Raw genomic sequence first — 15,682 nt, 5'->3', positions numbered from 1 at the left:
GGTAAAATCTCGAAGGCATTTCGGATCGCTACCTTGTTCGAGGTGGTAAGGTCATTTTTAAGTTTCGCGCGGGGCCGAATTCTGCGGCCGTTGTAAGTGTATCTCTCAAAGAGCCTGCAGCCGTTATTGGTCCGCTGATTGTTGTGCACCCAGATCCGACGCGCGTCCATCCTGCCTATTTGGCATGGGCGATTAACCAGCCAGACGCACAACGCAAGCTCGGCTCTGAGGCGCAGGGAACCAGCATACATATGATATCGAAATCTGTGCTCGAACAATTGGAGATTTCTGTTCCCAGCTTCGAAGCTTAATACAACATTGCGAATTTCGATGCTCTCGCATGGCGAGAAAGCGGTCTGTTGCGCGAACTTTCTGGCCGTCGCCGGCAGCTAGTCAACCTCGTTCTCAGCGAGCGAAGCTCGCCTCCAAACAGGGATACAGTCAATGACCGACCAGATTACACAGCAACAAATCAACCAGACCGCGAGGGCCGCTTGCGACACCTACCGGAGTGTCGTCGATGCTGGGCAGTACAAAGATTACATCCTGTGTTGTTCTTGAAGTACATCTCCGACTTTCACGATCGGCGGAGTGAGGGCAACATCGGCGAATGGATCAATATCCCGTTAGAGAGGATCGAAGACGCCGATCGTGCCAAGCTCGAAAGTGTTTTCCGAAACCTCGACTTTAATTCCGAGTTCAACCTTGGCCGCCAGAAAGACCGGAATCGCCGCCTTAAGAACATGCTTAAAGACTTCGTAAAACCGGCAATGGACCTTAGCCCAAGTCGCGTGAGCGCGGACATCATCGGCGAATGCTATATCTACCTGATTTCGCGCTTTTCCTCGGACGCGGGGAAAAAGGCGGACGAATTTTATACGCCCTCTGCTGTCTCTGGCCTTTTGGCGAAACTGGCCGCACCTAAACCCGGCGATACGATCTGCGATCCGGCCTGCGGTTCTGGTTCGTGCTGATATAGGCGTGACAGGAAGTCGGGTCTGAGAACTTTGCGCTGTATGGGCAAGAAGTGAACGGCGCTACTTGGGTACTCGTTCGGATGAACATGTTTCTGCACGTACGAGATGCGGCGCGCATTGAATGGTGTGACACGCAGTACAGCCCTGCTCTTGTTGAAGGCGACCAATTGCAAAAGTTCGACGTCGTTCTCGCCAATCCACCGTTCAGTTTGGACAAATGGGGAGGGGCGAAGGTGCAGCAAGTGACCTGTATAAATGCTACTGGCGTGGAGTTCCGCCAAAATCCAAGGGCGACTACGCCTTCATCACTCACATGACCGAGGACAACCTCTTGGACGCCGTTATTGGACTCCCAGCGAACATGTTCACCACCACGGGCATTCCAGTGGCGAACTGGTGGTGTATTGTCGAATGTCGCCCGTGTTCCTGCCGCGGACATCGTTACTCATGTGCTCGAAGGGGGGCTGTCTCTGGTCGAAACGTGTGCGGAGGTCTTTGCCGCAGCACATCTCGTGAGAGGTGTCAGTAGGGTTCGAGCTCCTAAGGCGGGTAATGTGCAAACATTCATTCAACTTTTTGGTTGACTGACGGCGAGGTGTTCTGTTATTCATCCTTATGGTTGAACGAAGTAATCCAGATCGCCTGAGCGAGATACTTAAAGCAGCAAGTGATCCCACACGTCGGGAAATTTTGACGCTTTTAACCCAGCATGGCCCGATGCGTGTCACGGACATTCATCGCCAGTTTGATATGAGCCTCAATTCAGTTTCTAAACATATCAAAGTGTTAGAGCGTGTGGGGCTTGTTCGCCGACGGACAGAATGGCGAGAGCATTTGATCGAAGTTCAGATGGCCCCGCTTTCAGAGATCGACGCTTGGTTTGCTTCGTTACGCTCAATTTGGGACCTCAGGCTTGAGGCGCTCGACAACATTTTTACGCAAGGAGATACGGACGATGACTGAACTTTCCCTCACAGTTGACCGCAAGATTAATGCACCACAGGAAGCCGTGTTTAACGCGTGGCTCAACCCCGATATGCTGCGCAAATTTATGCATCCCGCGGCGGAAATGTCCGTGCCGCGTGCCTCTAACGACCCTAAAGTGGGCGGCGCGTTTGAAGTGGTGATGAAGGTTGGCGGAAACGAGTTGCCGCATTCGGGCAATTACAAAGAAATCTCGCCGCATGAGCGCATCGTTTTTACGTGGATGGGGCATGTATCCGTGGACGATAGCACCGTTACGCTCACCTTTAAGCCGGTAGAAAGTGGAACGCACGTCACCCTAACGCACATCCGATTTATGGACGAAGAAACCCGCGACAATCACCAAGGCGGTTGGATAAATATTCTAGAAAAACTCGACACTGTTTTGTCTGCAAAGTGAGAACATAGATCGACGCCCCGCGCGCAATTGCATGGGGCGTATTGGCGCGTTTGTCTGTGTCCGGAAGGTCGCGCCGCATGAGGAAACGTAAAAACTTACTGGCGTGTAAGAACGACGGCGCGTACATCCGAAGGGAACGCTGGGGGCGGCGAAGGGATATACAATGCGGCAGACACTTTTTTCAACACTCACTTTTCTTGCGGCAATAGCATTATGCTCGGTTGCGCAAGCCGGTGAGAAATTCACCTTCGGGACCGGACGCCTCTTTACCAACGACTATTTGGGCGATGGGAAGGATCGTTGGCGATCTGGAGCTTATGTTATCAGTAAAATGCGTGCCTCTGAAGAATGGGACGGCGCTTACCCTGAAGAGATTGGCGCGATGGTTGAGTGGCGTTTTCGCACCGATATTCTGGCTCCGTCAAATATTGTCAATCCGAACGCCCGTGATCGGCGCTATGCGGGAACGCTAACGTTCGGTTTGCACACCTATTTTGATCGCCAATCCGTCGACTATAATTTCGGCGTCGATCTGGTGGCCGTTGGTCCGTCAACAGGGGTCGGTAGCTTCCAAAATACAGCACACCGCGTGCTTGGAGCCCCAAAAGTAAGCGACGAAGTTTTGGACATGCAGATTGGCGATAAAATCATGCCCACGATTAGTGGCGCGGCGTCGCAACAGATCCGCTTTGGTGATGCCGAGTCCGTGCGTCCCTTCGCGGAGTTCCGTATTGGCGACGAAAATTTCGCGCGGATTGGTGCGGACTTTATTTTTGGCAAAGTCGGGCAAAATGATCTTTGGCTGCGGGACGTGGGCACGGGGCAGCCTTACCGGGCTACGTTTGAGCGCGCATATGGGGTGTCCTTTCTTGTTGGCGGCGACATCGCTTTTGTAGAAAGCTCGCAATATTTGCCGTCTCAGGACGGAATAACTCTGAACCAAAATCGCGTGCGGGCACGTGCTGGGGTACAATGGCAGGGCGAGAGCCATTCGGTTTTCTACGGGCTTACCTATTTGGGCAAAGAATTTGACGAACAAAGCGAAGGTCAGGTTGTTGGGTCTGTGGCCCTTAGGCGACGCTTTTAGGTAAAAGATACTTTCCGTTCTTCCCAAAAAGAATCACTGTGTGTTAGCAATTAACGAATAAATAAAAAAAGAGCAGGCATACAGGCATATGAAAACGGGCTTTAAAGGCACGTTTGTCATCACTTGGACGCAAACCGCAATAGACGGCGAAAACGCTGCAGATGTGGATGCGTTAACGGTAGGCGCCAACTGGCGTTGGAGCGGAACTTCTGTGCGGGTCGACGGCCCTCAGGGGGTATTGCGCCTTCACGAAGCCAAGGGATCGGCAGACCTCAGAAAACGTGCAGCACGCATGGTACAGCGCCTTATGGGCGATGCGGTCGATGCGACAAGAAATCAGAATATTGATGATATTGAGGGCCAAGGCTCCTCTTTGGATAACGGGTTTACCGTGACCGATGGCCGTCGGACGTACACTGTGACGATGATCGAAATTACTGCATCTCCTCAACCGCTTTTGATGTTCCTCGACGAAGTACCCCCAGCGGATACCGATTTATGGATTGTGCACCGTGTGTTGCGCGATGCGCGACACCAACAAATGTCCAATACCCCTACGAGCGGTATGATTTGTTTTGCTGCGGGTACCTTGATCCGCACAGAGGACGGCTCCCGACTGGTTGAAAGCTTGTCCGTGGGGGATAGCATCCAAACAAAGGACAACGGGTGTCAGCAAATCCAGTGGATTGGGGCACGGCGCATGACGGGCGCGCGCCTTTACGCGATGCCGGAATTTCGCCCCGTGCGTATTCGTGCCGGCGCGTTGAATGATGATGAACCCGAGAGTGATCTTTTAGTGTCACCAAATCACCGGATGCTTGTGAGTGGGCCCGCGGCGCAACTCTTGTTTAATACATCAGAAGTTTTGGTCGCCGCGAAGGACTTGATCAACGACCTGTCGATCACGATTGACCACAAGGTGCGCGAGGTGACCTATGTGCACCTCATGCTCGAAAGCCATCAAATTGTCTGGGCAAATGGAGTTCAAAGCGAGAGTTTCCATCCTGCAAATATGGCGCTAGGGGTGATCGAAGATAGCCAACGTGCGGCGCTTTTGGAGGCATTTCCAAACCTCGCTTATGATACGCACGGGTATGGTGAATATGCGCGGCGCAATCTGTCCGCATCTGAAGCCGCAATTTTGCAGCACGATAGTGGGAAATTCCCGCGTCTAGCCCATTGACTCCACATTCCCAGCTTATATAAGCCCCAAGTTCCCGGCTCTCGTAGTCGGGATATTTCTTTGGTGTTTGAGACTCCCGCAAGGGATGTTCTGTCGCCGAGGGGCCTTTCGGGGTTCGTCGGAAAGGAAAGCACCTTTCACTAGCTCGGTTTCGAGCGCACTTGAAAGGATCCAGTCGTGACTAAACGTACGTCTGCCAAACATAAAATCGACCGTCGCATGGGCGAAAACATCTGGGGCCGTCCTAAATCCCCAGTAAATCGTCGCGAATACGGCCCCGGCCAACACGGTCAACGCCGTAAAGGTAAAATTTCCGACTTCGGTACACAGTTGCGCGCCAAGCAGAAGCTTAAAGGCTACTATGGCGACCTGACCGAAAAGCAATTCCGCCGCATCTATGGCGAAGCTGAGCGTGTAAAAGGCGATACAGGTGAAAACTTGATCGGTCTTCTCGAACGCCGCCTCGACGCCGTTGTGTATCGCGCGAAATTCGTTGCAACAGTTTTTGCTGCACGTCAATTCGTGAACCACGGCCACGTCACAGTGAATGGCAACAAGGTTAACATCCCGTCCTACCGCGTTAAAGAAGGCGACGTGATTGCCGTACGTGATCGTTCGCGTCAAATCGCAGTTGTCATCGAAGCTACACAATTATCTGAGCGCGATGTGCCTGACTACATGGACGTAGATCACAACAAAATGACAGCGACATTCGTTCGCACGCCAACTCTTGGCGATGTTCCTTACCCAGTTGTAATGGAACCAAACCTTGTTGTGGAATTCTACGCGAAGAACTAATCTTCGCCACACCAGAGTATACGAAATGGGCTGCCTTCGGGTGGCCCTTTTTGCTTTCTACAGGGGGAGGGCGCGCCCTTCGGCGATGCTTTCCATCGCAAAATAACTAGTCACCCCATCCAGTTCGACACCCTCGATCAAGCGTTGATAAACCTTATCATAGGTATCCATGCTCTCGGTCACGACCTTGAGTTGATAGTCGTAATCGCCGCCAATTCTGTGAAAATCCACAACCTCTGGAATGGTCAGCACGTGGCGTCTGAAGTCTCGCAACCATTCCGCTGAGTGATGACGCGTGCGCAGCATAACGAAAACCACGAGCGTGAGGCCGAGTTTGCGCCGGTCAATCCGCGCGGTCGCGCCATGCAAGACACCGTCCTGCGTCATGGCCTGAATGCGCCGCCAGCACGCATTTTGCGATAGGCCTACTTTTTCGGCAATCGCGCGCTGGGAAAGCGTCGAATCGCGTTGCAATTCTGCAAGGATGTGGCGGTCTATTTGATCTAATTTTTTTGTAATCATGTGACATTTGACACAAAAAACTATGAAAACGCAATGAAATTTGGGTAAAATATGCCGTAATTATGGGGTATTTGTTGGCTAAGCAGTAAGGAAGTATAATGCCACTCACCTCATTTAAGCATGCCATAGATTTTTCAGACCCGATTGCCGCTTTCCGAAATGGGTTGATCGGGGAGGGCATCATGATTCCGGGCCTCAATGGCGACGTGCCGCTTGTCTATGCTGACTACGTGGCATCGGGACGTGCCTTGCAACAAGTCGAAAGTTTTATGCTTGAGGAAGTCCTGCCATATTACGCAAATTCGCATACAGAGGCGTCCTATTGCGGGGCGTATATGACAAAATTGCGCGCGGCAGCACGGGCGGAGATCGCTCGATTGACGGGGGCAGGTCCCGACTGTGCTGTGGTGTTTTCCGGATCGGGGGCGACTGCGGGGATCAACCAGCTTGTGTCCCTGCTTGGCGTGAATGAAGTCAAGAAAGCCGTCGTATTTGTTGGTCCTTATGAGCATCACTCGAACATCCTCCCATGGCGTGAATCTGCGGCAACGGTCGTAGAGATTCCCGAGGCAAGCACTGGTGGTCCCAACCTTACGTATTTGGAAACGGCTCTCGAAACCTATGCCGATTTCGACCTCAAAATTGGGGCGTTCTCAAAGGCGTCGAACGTAACCGGAATCTTAACGGACGACGAACAAACGACAAGGCTGCTTAAATCGCACGGAGCCTTGGCTGTTTGGGATTATGCAGGCGCTGGCCCCTATGTTTCGATCGATATGGGGCAGGGGGATTTGGCCAAGGATGCCGTGGTAATATCACCGCATAAATTTGCGGGAGGTCCGGGGTCGTCGGGTATTTTGGTGCTCCGTCGCGCCAGTGTTGTGCGGGATAAGCCAAGCCGTCCCGGAGGTGGGACGGTTGATTTTGTGTCGCCTTGGGCGCACGCATATTCTCAGAAGGTCGAGGCGCGCGAAGAGGCTGGAACGCCGAATGTCCTCGGTGATATCCGCGCAGCCCTCGCTTTTTTGGTCAAGGAGCGCGTAGGCCATGCTCTGATTTCAGAGCGTGAAACGAAATTTTGTTCCGCAGCGATGGCCGCATTTTTGGCGCATCCACAAATTGAAGTTTTGGGGAATATGACCGCAAAGCGGCTGCCAATTTTCAGTCTGTGTATCACGGATTCAAAGGGTGCGCCGATCCACCAGCAATTGTTCACGCGGATGTTGTCCGACGTCTATGGCGTTCAGGCGCGTGGCGGATGTGCCTGTGCTGGCCCGTATGCGCATCGATTATTGGGGATTGAACGTCCGGAGTCTGAGGCTTTGTTTGCAGCTATTCGGGGAGGGGAAGAACTGAGTAAACCGGGCTGGGTGCGTCTGAATTTCAGCTATTTGATGGCGGATGAAACTGTACATAAAGTCATTCACAGCGTGATCGAACTGGCGGAGAATGCACAAGAATACATGGCATATTACCAAGCTGACGCAGCGACCGCGCGCTTTGTACCAGGCGTAAAGCGCGCAAGCTAGAATAGTGGCCCCGCGGCCACGCCTTCCCACAATCGTCAAGTTTTCCACTTACCTTTGCCCTAGCCGCAATTTGCGTATGGAAAAGCTTGGGCTGGCTCGCTAGAACCAGCCCATAAGGGGAGCCTATTATGAGTGCCACTATCCAGCCACAGCCAGGTATTTTGCAAATTGAACTCTACAAATCGGGGAAATCCGCAGTAGAGGGCATGGAGCATGTGGTGAAACTGTCCTCCAATGAAAACCCTTTGGGTGCGTCGGATGCAGCAAAAGTGGCCTACGCGCGCGAAATGCACAGCCTCAATCGCTACCCCTCTTCCGATCACATCGAGCTGCGCACCGCCATTGCACAAATTCATGATTTGGACGCAGATCGCATCATTTGCGGCGCGGGTTCGGATGAGGTCATTACCTTTTTATGTCAAGCCTACGCCGGGCCAGGCGACGAAGTGGTTTACACGGAACATGGCTTTTTGATGTATCCGATTTCGACTCTTGCTGTGGGCGCAACGCCAGTGAAAGTTGCCGAAAAAGAGCGTGTTGCGGATGTGGATGCTATCCTTGCCGCTTGTACGCCCAAGACCAGACTAGTTTTTATCGCGAACCCGAACAACCCAACGGGAACGATGATCAGTGGTCGTGACATGGCACGGTTGGCGGCAGGTATTCCTGAGAAAGCCCTTCTTGTGATTGACGGCGCCTATGCCGAATATGTTGAGGGCTACGACGGCGGCACAGCGCTGGTTGATAAACTCGACAATGTCGTGATGACGCGCACATTTTCCAAGATCTACGGGCTTGGTGGATTGCGGGTTGGCTGGGGCTATGGTCCACGCCACGTGATCGACGTTCTTAACCGTATTCGCGGCCCCTTTAACCTTTCGTCGGCGGGGCTTGCTTCGGCCGAGGCCGCAGTACGTGATGTCGGTTTTGTCGACAAATGCCGTAAAGAAAACGCGCGGATGCGCAAATGGCTCACTTTGGCTTTGTTGGAGCTTGGGATTGATTGCGACACGTCTTTTGCCAATTTCATCTTGGCACGTTTTGCCGATGAAGTGCAGGCAGAAGCTTGTAATCAGGCCCTTGCAAATGAGGGGCTGATTGTGCGTCAGGTGGCGGCCTATGGATTGCCAAATTGCCTGCGGATCACGGTAGGGGATGAGGCGTCTTGTCGTCGTGTCGCGCACACAATTTCCAACTTTTTCAACGCAGTCCTTTCCGAACCGGCGATTGAAGGCCCGCAATGAGCGGATCGGCACCACAGCGCGCACCGGTTTACGGCAAGGTCGCCCTCATTGGATTGGGCTTGATTGCCTCGTCGCTTTTTTGGGCAATGAAACGCGCAAATCTGGCAGGCACCGTGACGGGATATGCGCGTAGCCAAGAAACACGCGATACTGCGCGTGAAATCGGATTGTGCGACGAAGTTTGTGACAGCGCCGCCGCAGCTTGTGAAGGGGCAGACCTTATTGTGCTCTGCGTGCCGATAGGCGCAATGGAATCCGTCGCACAGGAGATTGCTCCCTATTTGAAAAAGGGTGCGACCGTTACGGATGTTGGCTCTGTGAAGCGCGCGGTTATCGACGCTGTTGGCCCCCATATTCCAGAGGGCGTGCATTTCATTCCGGGCCATCCTCTTGCAGGGACAGAGCATTCCGGCCCGCGTTCGGGCTTTGCCGAACTCTTTGATAATCGCTGGTGTTTGCTTGTTCCCGTCGAAAACTCCGATGCTGCCGCCATCGCGCAATTGCGCGCGTTGTGGGAAGGTGTGGGTTCAAATGTTGAGGAAATGGACGCGGAGCACCACGATCTTGTCCTCGCCGTAACCAGCCACGCACCCCACCTCATTGCCTATACAATGGTGGGGGTTGCCGACGATCTGCGACGTGTTACCGACAGCGAAGTAATCAAATATTCAGCGGCAGGTTTTCGCGATTTTACCCGCATCGCCGCAAGTGATCCGACCATGTGGCGCGATGTGTTCCTCAATAACAAAGAAGCCACGCTTGAAATCCTTGGGCGCTTCACCGAGGAACTGTTTGCGCTCCAACGCGCCATTCGAACCGGTGATGGCGAACATTTGTTCGATTATTTTACGCATACACGCGCCATCCGACGTGGTATTATCGAAGCAGGGCAGGATACGGACGCCCCAAATTTTGGGCGCGGTAAAAAGGACGTAAAATGAAGTTACTTGGAGCAGGAGTACTTGTCGCATTGTTGGCCAGTGCACCCGTGGTCAGTATTGCCAATGCTCCAACACAGTCGCTTCGTCCTCTTTCTCGTCCGACCGAAGGGGTGGTTTCTAAGACGTCGCCCGTGTCGTCGGAACCGCGGTTGATGCTGGTTCCTGTCTATTACAGTGCCTCCGTACGCCCCGTTCCGCGGCCCGTTGCGCTTGGGGGAACCGCCCCCTTGAAAAAATCAATTCCTATGACCAAAGTTGTCACAAAGACCACTGTCACAATGGTCGCGTCAAAATCCGCCGTTGAACATTCGCTGCGACCTTTGTCACGGCCTGAGGGGCGTATCGTTACGAAACCACGCGCAACGACACAGCAAGAAGTTGTGACGCTCGCAGCAGTGAAAGCGCCACAATCCGTCCCGACCAGCAATAAGGGATCAATTTGTGGAAGCAGCAGAATTCGCGGCCAAACCATGAGTGCAATTCCGGGAAAAATCAAAGGCTGCGGTGTTGAAAATCCTGTATCCGTAACTTCCGTCGCGGGCATTCCCCTTTCGAGAGCCGCCACAATGGATTGCAATACAGCCATAACATTGCACAATTGGGTGGAAAAAGGCGTAAAACCCGCCGTCGGACGCCTTGGCGGCGGAGTTGCACGCATTGATGTTATTTCGGGGTATAGCTGTCGCACGCGCAATAACCAAAAAGGCGAAAAGGTTTCGGAACATGGCAAAGGGAAAGCCGTGGATATTTCCGGTATTACTCTTGCTAACGGTGTATCGATTTCGGTCCTAAAAGGCTGGAATAGCAAGGCCCAAGGGAAGCTTTTACGGGCCATGCACAAGTCTGCCTGCGGTCCGTTCGGAACGGTGCTTGGCCCTTCTGCCAATAGCTATCATCGTGACCATTTCCATTTTGATACCGCCAGTTATCGCAGCGGTTCGTATTGCAAATAGCCTTTATAGTGGCGGAATAAAGCCAAGAGGTATGAAGCCCATAAAGATATTTCCACGATTAACGGTGAGGGGCGCATGAATATCGGTTGCGGAACCACTCGTAGTTGCGAGGCCTTTTAGTACCGTTTTAACCATGTGGGATTGTTCAGGCGGGATCGCGCCAAGCCTATCCAACATCGCAAACCCTTGTTCCCAGTCGGGCGTCGAGAAGGTGAGCGAACCCGTAGCGAACCCTTCGGAATCAAAGGTGAGCGCACCAGAAAGAGTGACATTCACTTGCCCTTGCGAGAGTGTAAATTCGTTGAGGGTGAGAGCGATGAGTTTCGCGGGCACCTCGCCTCGACCAAGGGGCGCATCAAACTCCAAATTGGCGTCAAACACCACGGTTTCAATCAAAACGCTGCCCGCTGGATCAATTAGGGATGGCAGAGAGACGTCCGACATCGTCACTGAGATATCATGAGAGAAAGGAAGAGTACCTTGACGAGAAGCCGCCGAAATTGCGCGGGACTGATACGTCGTGCCTTCGTTCAAGACAACTTCAAGGTCCTCGCCGGTCAATTGAAACCGATCAAGCGCCAGAGTGGAGTTGGGTTTTACAACGAGGCTTGCCCGAAGGTCCGACGTTGAAATCTGTGCCGAGATGCCCTGATACTCAATCAGTTGTTCGTGGGGCCAAACGGCGATGATGTGATAGGGCTTATAACTTAAGGCAAAGACTTGGAAAAAAGGAGCCTTCCATCGAAGCCCCGACAGCATGAAAATATCGATATCCTTGATTGTCGTGTCAAACCGGTTTGGGAAACCTGCCGTATTCAAGCTAGAATACGCGATTGAATTCCCTGCGTCGGTGGCGTCTTCAATGGCTGAAACCGCAGCTTTTTCCACCGCATTCGCGCCGACAAACCAATAGCCGCCCCAGAGAATCGACATGATAGCCAAAAGCCCAACAAAAAACCGCATATCTGCCCTTTCAAACATATACTGTCTGTTGTTTATAAGGGGGAGCGAGAAAGGACCAGTGCAATGACTGACACGCCCCTTTGGGTTTTTGGCTATGGCTCTCTGATGTGGAGGCCTGGTTTTAAGTACAAAAACCGCCAAGTCGCCCGACTCTCGGGGTACCAGCGCAGTTTTTGCATGTGGTCCATTCACTATCGAGGAACTGTTGAGAGCCCTGGACTTGTGCTGGCTTTGGATCGGGACGAGGCTTCCAGTTGCCTTGGGTTAGGGTTTGAGGTTGCCGCACAAGACGCGGCCGATGCCCTTGAATACCTGCGGGAACGGGAGTTGATTTCTTCGGCCTATCTTGAAGTCGAATTACCGATGGACCTTGACGATGGGCGGCGCGTAACCGCCGTGACCTACGTTATCAACCGCGAGAACAGCCAGTATTGTGGTGGGATTGATTTGCAAAAACAAGCGCAAGTGATCGCGCGTTCGCACGGGGTCATGGGCCCCAACGTGGAATACCTGAAAAATACCGCCGAGCATTTGCGTGAATTAGGGATCGTTGACGCGGATATGGAATGGTTGGTAGCACAGGTTGACAAAGGGGACGGCGAATCGAGTGATTATTGATAAATTTCTAGTAAATCCGGCAGCTTGCCCTTACTCTAAACACAACAAAAACAGCGTCAGGATGTCCAAATGGACTTTATAGATCGCGAGGCCGAGCCGGAATTTACCCTGCCTACCCGCCAAATTACTCTTATGAGTGTGGTTCTGGCCATCATGATGGTTGGGGCATGGTTTGCGTTACCACGCATATTGCCGCTTTTCCTCGCGAATTTGTGGCTAAACGGGTTTATTTGCTTTGTGTTCTTCATCGGGGTCTTGGCGTGCTTTTGGCAAGTCATTCAACTTTATAGCTCTGTGAATTGGATCGAAGGTTTCGTGGTCAACCGCGCAGGGCACGAGATCGTGACGCCGCCGCGTTTGCTCGCGCCCCTTGCGGCACTTTTACGATCACGCGGCGCGCGGATGCAGATTAGCTCGACATCCAGCAGTTCCATTCTGGACTCCGTTGCAACCCGCATTGATGAGGCACGGGATATAACGCGTTATATCGTTAACCTTTTGATTTTTCTGGGACTTTTAGGAACGTTTTACGGTTTGGCGACCACAGTTCCTGCCGTGGTCGACACTATCCGATCCCTCGCACCACAAGAAGGCGATACGGGCGTTAAGGTTTTTGAAAAACTTATGAAGGGGCTTGAGGCCCAGCTTGGCGGTATGGGGACGGCGTTCTCGAGTTCGCTTTTGGGGCTCGCGGGCTCTCTTGTTGTTGGGCTTTTGGAGCTTTTTGCGGGCCACGGTCAAAATCGCTTTTATCGCGAGTTGGAAGAATGGCTTTCAACGATTACTCGACTTGGTTTTTCTTCGGGAGAAAGCGAGAGCGGCGGCGATGCAGGCCATACCGCGGTTGTGTTTGAACATATGGCTGACCATATGGAAGCGATGCGCGCAATGTTCACACAATCGGAGGCAAACCGCACCCTCATAGATGAGCGGATTAGCACCCTAACCACGGCAGTTGAAAGTCTTGCGAGGAACATAGAGCGCGGCCCAGAAAATTCGGCAATTGAGCGTATGCTGGAGGGGCAAGAGCGGTTGATCGAAACCCTTCAATCTAATGAGGACGAGGTGGGGTCTGGTGGAGGGAATTCCGATGCGGAAAGCCGGATGCGTTTGCGCTCGATCGACGTTCAATTGCTGCGTATCCTTGAGGAAATAAGCGCTGGTCGTCAGGAGTCGATTTCGGATTTACGCACGGATATTGCGGGTTTGACCAATGTCATTCGGGCGGCGACGGCGCCGTCACAAGAGGGGTAGGTCGTGGCCTTAAGTCGGCGCACAGGGCAACGTTTTCAAGGGTCGATCTGGCCCGGATTCGTGGATGCGATGACGGCCCTCTTGCTTGTGTTAATGTTTGTCCTCACCATTTTCATGGTGGTCCAATCGGTCCTGCGCGAGACAATTTCTGGACAGGAGACAGAACTTGATGAACTCACGTCGCAGGTTCTAAGTCTTGCGGAAGCCTTGGGTCTTGAGCAAACAACCAACCAACAATTGCAAAGTGAAGTCGTTCGACTTTCTTCAAACCTGCTCGATGCCCGCGATTCGGCAGATATTCAAGCGAGTATGATCGCGTCTTTGACAGTGAAAAATGATGCGCAATCGGTGGAAATTTCTGCGCGCAAGGCAGCAATTGCCAGCTTTGAGGCGCAAGTTGCGACGTTGTTGGCGCAACGGAACAAGGCTCTGGCGGATGGCACGGCGTTGGCAACAACATTGAGTGAAGCCGAGCAAGAGAAAGCACGGCTGATTTCCGAACAGGAAGCGTTGCAATTGGCACTCGCGAGTGTTCGTGAAGAAGTCGACCAAGGGGCCGAGGCCGCCAGGCTAGCCGCCGCAAAACGCGAGGCTCTAGAGGCGCTTATCGCGGATCTACAAGTTGAAAGCGCGCGTGAGAAAACGAGTTTGGCACAAACTTTGGCACGGCTTACGGAGCAAGAAACCTTGAATGCAGGGTTGTCGGATGGGCTTTTGGATGCCCAATCCAAGCTGGACGCAGTGGAAGTTGCACGACTTGCGGAATTAGCCGCGGCCGAGGCTTTGCGACTCCGTCTCGATACTGCAGCGACAGCACTGTCCGAGGAAGAAGCCGCGCGTTTGGCGGAAGCGGCCGCGGCCCAAGCGTTGCGGGATCGATTGGCGAATGCCGACGATGAGATAACCGCAATGAGTTTGGCTCTTGAGGCAAAGCGGCAAGAGGCCGAGGATACGCTCACATTGCTTGCCGCCGCAAATGATGCGCGTGGCGATTTGGACGAACGTTTAGCGGCAGCGCTGGCTGCAAAAATTCTCGCCGATAAAGGCTTGAGCGCGCAGGGGGCGGCAGCGCAAACGTTGGAAACTCAATTGGCTGCGGCTTTGTTGGCGGGCCAAAACTCTGATGACACCCTAGAGAATACCAAAGCAAAACTGGCCAATGCAGAGGCTTCTTTAGCGCTCCTGCAGGAGAAGTTGGCTCAATCGGGCGCGGATGAAGACGATATGCAAAAACGCCTTTTGACGGTATTAGCCGCAAAAAGCGAAGTTGATGCAAACCTCAACACAATCATGACAGAAGCCGAACAGCGCAGCGCATTGCTCAAAGTTGCGAATGATCGGCTTTCGGCGAAGGAAGCTGAATCCGCCGAAAGTCAGAGAAAAATGGCTGTTTTGAATGAGCAGGTTACGCAGTTGCGCGCTCAATTAGGTTCGTTGCAAAGCGTGTTGGATGCTTCCGCGGCAATTGATGGCGAGTCCAAAATACAGCTTCAGGCCTTAGGCTCACAACTCAATCAAGCCCTTGCCCGTGTGGCGAGCGAAGAGAAAAAACGCCGCGCTCTTGAAGAGGCGGAGCGCAAGCGACTCGAGGCCGAAGCGGAAATTCTCAAGGCCGAAACAAAAAATTTGGCACGATACCGTTCGGAGTTTTTTGGTCGACTGCGCGATCTTTTGGGTACGCAGGAAGGAATGCGTATCGACGGCGACCGGTTTGTATTCTCTTCCGAGGTTTTGTTTGAAACTGGCGCAGTCGAACTTTCTGAAGAAGGCAAGGGCGAGGTTGCGAAAGTCGCGGCGATCTTGAGGTCCGTCGTCGATCAGATTCCCCCGGAAATCGATTGGGTTATACGCGTGGATGGCCACACGGATGACACACCCCTTTTGAGCAACGGGAAATACAGCGATAATTGGGAGTTGTCACAAGGACGCGCCTTATCTGTGGTACGTTACTTGGTCGACGCATTGGATATTCCGCCCAGCCGTCTCGCGGCAAATGGGTTCGGCGAATACCAACCTGTCAACACTGATGACACGCCAGAAGCCCGCGCACAAAACCGGCGAATTGAACTCAAATTTACCGAGAAATAGGTGGGGTTCAAAACGAGCTTCCTTAGGTCTTGATTTTTGTTCCCAGACTGAACCGTATCGCGGTTTGGGTGCTTTCCTGTATGCCATTTTTCGGCGTTGGCCTCAGTCAACTTTCCGGCGCTGCAGGCACGGGCTAGGATC

The 15,682-nt window shown here is 53.0% G+C and carries 16 protein-coding genes; 14 read left to right on the top strand and 2 right to left on the bottom strand.

The features are described from left to right. The first annotated feature begins 548 nt into the window (after positions 1-548). The 7 genes from AB9F26_RS08815 to rpsD all read left to right on the top strand — a co-directional run bounded on the left by AB9F26_RS08815 (position 549) and on the right by rpsD (position 5,429). Entirely contained in the window at positions 549-974 is a 426-nt protein-coding gene (locus tag AB9F26_RS08815; RefSeq protein ID WP_369767809.1) for an N-6 DNA methylase, read from the top strand. A gap of 83 nt (positions 975-1,057) precedes the next feature. Further along, positions 1,058-1,294 (top strand): N-6 DNA methylase, encoded by a 237-nt coding sequence (locus AB9F26_RS08810; protein ID WP_369767928.1) that lies wholly within the window; start codon positions 1,058-1,060, stop codon positions 1,292-1,294. Between the two features lie 298 nt (positions 1,295-1,592). Then, positions 1,593-1,940, top strand: a complete 348-nt coding sequence (locus tag AB9F26_RS08805; RefSeq protein WP_335585604.1) for a metalloregulator ArsR/SmtB family transcription factor — start codon at positions 1,593-1,595, stop codon at positions 1,938-1,940. After that, positions 1,933-2,361, top strand: a complete 429-nt coding sequence (locus AB9F26_RS08800; protein WP_335585603.1) for an SRPBCC domain-containing protein — start codon at positions 1,933-1,935, stop codon at positions 2,359-2,361. The genes AB9F26_RS08805 and AB9F26_RS08800 overlap by 8 nt, the downstream gene beginning before the upstream one ends. A gap of 163 nt (positions 2,362-2,524) precedes the next feature. After that, positions 2,525-3,448: a lipid A-modifier LpxR family protein gene (locus AB9F26_RS08795; RefSeq protein WP_369767808.1), complete on the top strand. Its 924-nt coding sequence runs from the start codon at positions 2,525-2,527 to the stop codon at positions 3,446-3,448. A gap of 88 nt (positions 3,449-3,536) precedes the next feature. Beyond that, positions 3,537-4,631 (top strand): Hint domain-containing protein, encoded by a 1,095-nt coding sequence (locus tag AB9F26_RS08790; protein ID WP_335585601.1) that lies wholly within the window; start codon positions 3,537-3,539, stop codon positions 4,629-4,631. A gap of 177 nt (positions 4,632-4,808) precedes the next feature. Continuing rightward, complete coding sequence (gene rpsD / locus AB9F26_RS08785) at positions 4,809-5,429, top strand: 30S ribosomal protein S4 (protein ID WP_039004416.1); 621 nt, start codon at positions 4,809-4,811, stop codon at positions 5,427-5,429. Between the two features lie 57 nt (positions 5,430-5,486). On the opposite strand, the gene AB9F26_RS08780 is transcribed toward rpsD, so the two are convergent. Continuing rightward, the gene (locus AB9F26_RS08780; protein WP_369754415.1) at positions 5,487-5,948 is read right to left on the bottom strand and encodes an Lrp/AsnC family transcriptional regulator; all 462 of its coding nucleotides are present in this window, start codon (positions 5,946-5,948) and stop codon (positions 5,487-5,489) included. Positions 5,949-6,049: 101 nt separating this feature from the next. On the opposite strand from AB9F26_RS08780, the gene AB9F26_RS08775 reads away from it, so the two are divergent. From AB9F26_RS08775 to AB9F26_RS08760, 4 genes are all read left to right on the top strand, one after another. After that, positions 6,050-7,480, top strand: a complete 1,431-nt coding sequence (locus AB9F26_RS08775; protein WP_369767807.1) for an aminotransferase class V-fold PLP-dependent enzyme — start codon at positions 6,050-6,052, stop codon at positions 7,478-7,480. 128 nt (positions 7,481-7,608) lie between these two features. Beyond that, positions 7,609-8,724 carry a histidinol-phosphate transaminase gene (hisC, locus tag AB9F26_RS08770; RefSeq protein WP_369767806.1) on the top strand — a complete coding sequence of 372 codons (1,116 nt, stop codon included), beginning with the start codon at positions 7,609-7,611 and terminating at the stop codon, positions 8,722-8,724. After that, a complete protein-coding gene (locus AB9F26_RS08765; RefSeq protein WP_369767805.1) occupies positions 8,721-9,665 on the top strand; it encodes a prephenate/arogenate dehydrogenase family protein in 945 nt (314 codons plus the stop codon). Before hisC ends, AB9F26_RS08765 begins: the two co-directional genes overlap by 4 nt. Further along, positions 9,662-10,618 (top strand): extensin family protein, encoded by a 957-nt coding sequence (locus AB9F26_RS08760; protein WP_369767804.1) that lies wholly within the window; start codon positions 9,662-9,664, stop codon positions 10,616-10,618. Before AB9F26_RS08765 ends, AB9F26_RS08760 begins: the two co-directional genes overlap by 4 nt. 3 nt (positions 10,619-10,621) lie before the next feature. Here AB9F26_RS08760 and AB9F26_RS08755 read toward each other — a convergent pair whose 3' ends face one another. Continuing rightward, a complete protein-coding gene (locus tag AB9F26_RS08755) occupies positions 10,622-11,581 on the bottom strand; it encodes a DUF2125 domain-containing protein (RefSeq protein ID WP_369767803.1) in 960 nt (319 codons plus the stop codon). Between the two features lie 63 nt (positions 11,582-11,644). On the opposite strand from AB9F26_RS08755, the gene AB9F26_RS08750 reads away from it, so the two are divergent. From AB9F26_RS08750 to AB9F26_RS08740, 3 genes are all read left to right on the top strand, one after another. After that, positions 11,645-12,199, top strand: a complete 555-nt coding sequence (locus AB9F26_RS08750; protein WP_335585595.1) for a gamma-glutamylcyclotransferase — start codon at positions 11,645-11,647, stop codon at positions 12,197-12,199. 69 nt (positions 12,200-12,268) lie between these two features. Then, the gene (locus tag AB9F26_RS08745) at positions 12,269-13,453 is read left to right on the top strand and encodes a biopolymer transporter ExbB (protein WP_335585594.1); all 1,185 of its coding nucleotides are present in this window, start codon (positions 12,269-12,271) and stop codon (positions 13,451-13,453) included. A 3-nt stretch (positions 13,454-13,456) separates the two neighbouring features. Then, on the top strand, positions 13,457-15,541 hold the full coding sequence (locus AB9F26_RS08740; protein ID WP_369767802.1) for a peptidoglycan -binding protein: 2,085 nt from the start codon (positions 13,457-13,459) through the stop codon (positions 15,539-15,541). The last annotated feature ends 141 nt before the right edge of the window (positions 15,542-15,682 follow it).

This window comes from Falsihalocynthiibacter sp. BN13B15 (assembly GCF_041205415.1).
Lineage (GTDB): Bacteria > Pseudomonadota > Alphaproteobacteria > Rhodobacterales > Rhodobacteraceae > Falsihalocynthiibacter > Falsihalocynthiibacter arcticus.
This window is presented reverse-complemented; position numbering and strand designations above follow the sequence as displayed.

Coding starts and splice junctions, on each gene's coding strand:
- AB9F26_RS08810 (WP_369767928.1), top strand. CDS start 1,058: ATGAACATGTTTCTGCACGTACGAGATGCGGCGCGCATTGAATGGTGT.
- AB9F26_RS08805 (WP_335585604.1), top strand. CDS start 1,593: ATGGTTGAACGAAGTAATCCAGATCGCCTGAGCGAGATACTTAAAGCA.
- AB9F26_RS08800 (WP_335585603.1), top strand. CDS start 1,933: ATGACTGAACTTTCCCTCACAGTTGACCGCAAGATTAATGCACCACAG.
- AB9F26_RS08795 (WP_369767808.1), top strand. CDS start 2,525: ATGCGGCAGACACTTTTTTCAACACTCACTTTTCTTGCGGCAATAGCA.
- AB9F26_RS08790 (WP_335585601.1), top strand. CDS start 3,537: ATGAAAACGGGCTTTAAAGGCACGTTTGTCATCACTTGGACGCAAACC.
- AB9F26_RS08775 (WP_369767807.1), top strand. CDS start 6,050: ATGCCACTCACCTCATTTAAGCATGCCATAGATTTTTCAGACCCGATT.
- hisC (WP_369767806.1), top strand. CDS start 7,609: ATGAGTGCCACTATCCAGCCACAGCCAGGTATTTTGCAAATTGAACTC.
- AB9F26_RS08765 (WP_369767805.1), top strand. CDS start 8,721: ATGAGCGGATCGGCACCACAGCGCGCACCGGTTTACGGCAAGGTCGCC.
- AB9F26_RS08760 (WP_369767804.1), top strand. CDS start 9,662: ATGAAGTTACTTGGAGCAGGAGTACTTGTCGCATTGTTGGCCAGTGCA.
- AB9F26_RS08755 (WP_369767803.1), bottom strand. CDS start 11,581: ATGCGGTTTTTTGTTGGGCTTTTGGCTATCATGTCGATTCTCTGGGGC.
- AB9F26_RS08750 (WP_335585595.1), top strand. CDS start 11,645: ATGACTGACACGCCCCTTTGGGTTTTTGGCTATGGCTCTCTGATGTGG.
- AB9F26_RS08745 (WP_335585594.1), top strand. CDS start 12,269: ATGGACTTTATAGATCGCGAGGCCGAGCCGGAATTTACCCTGCCTACC.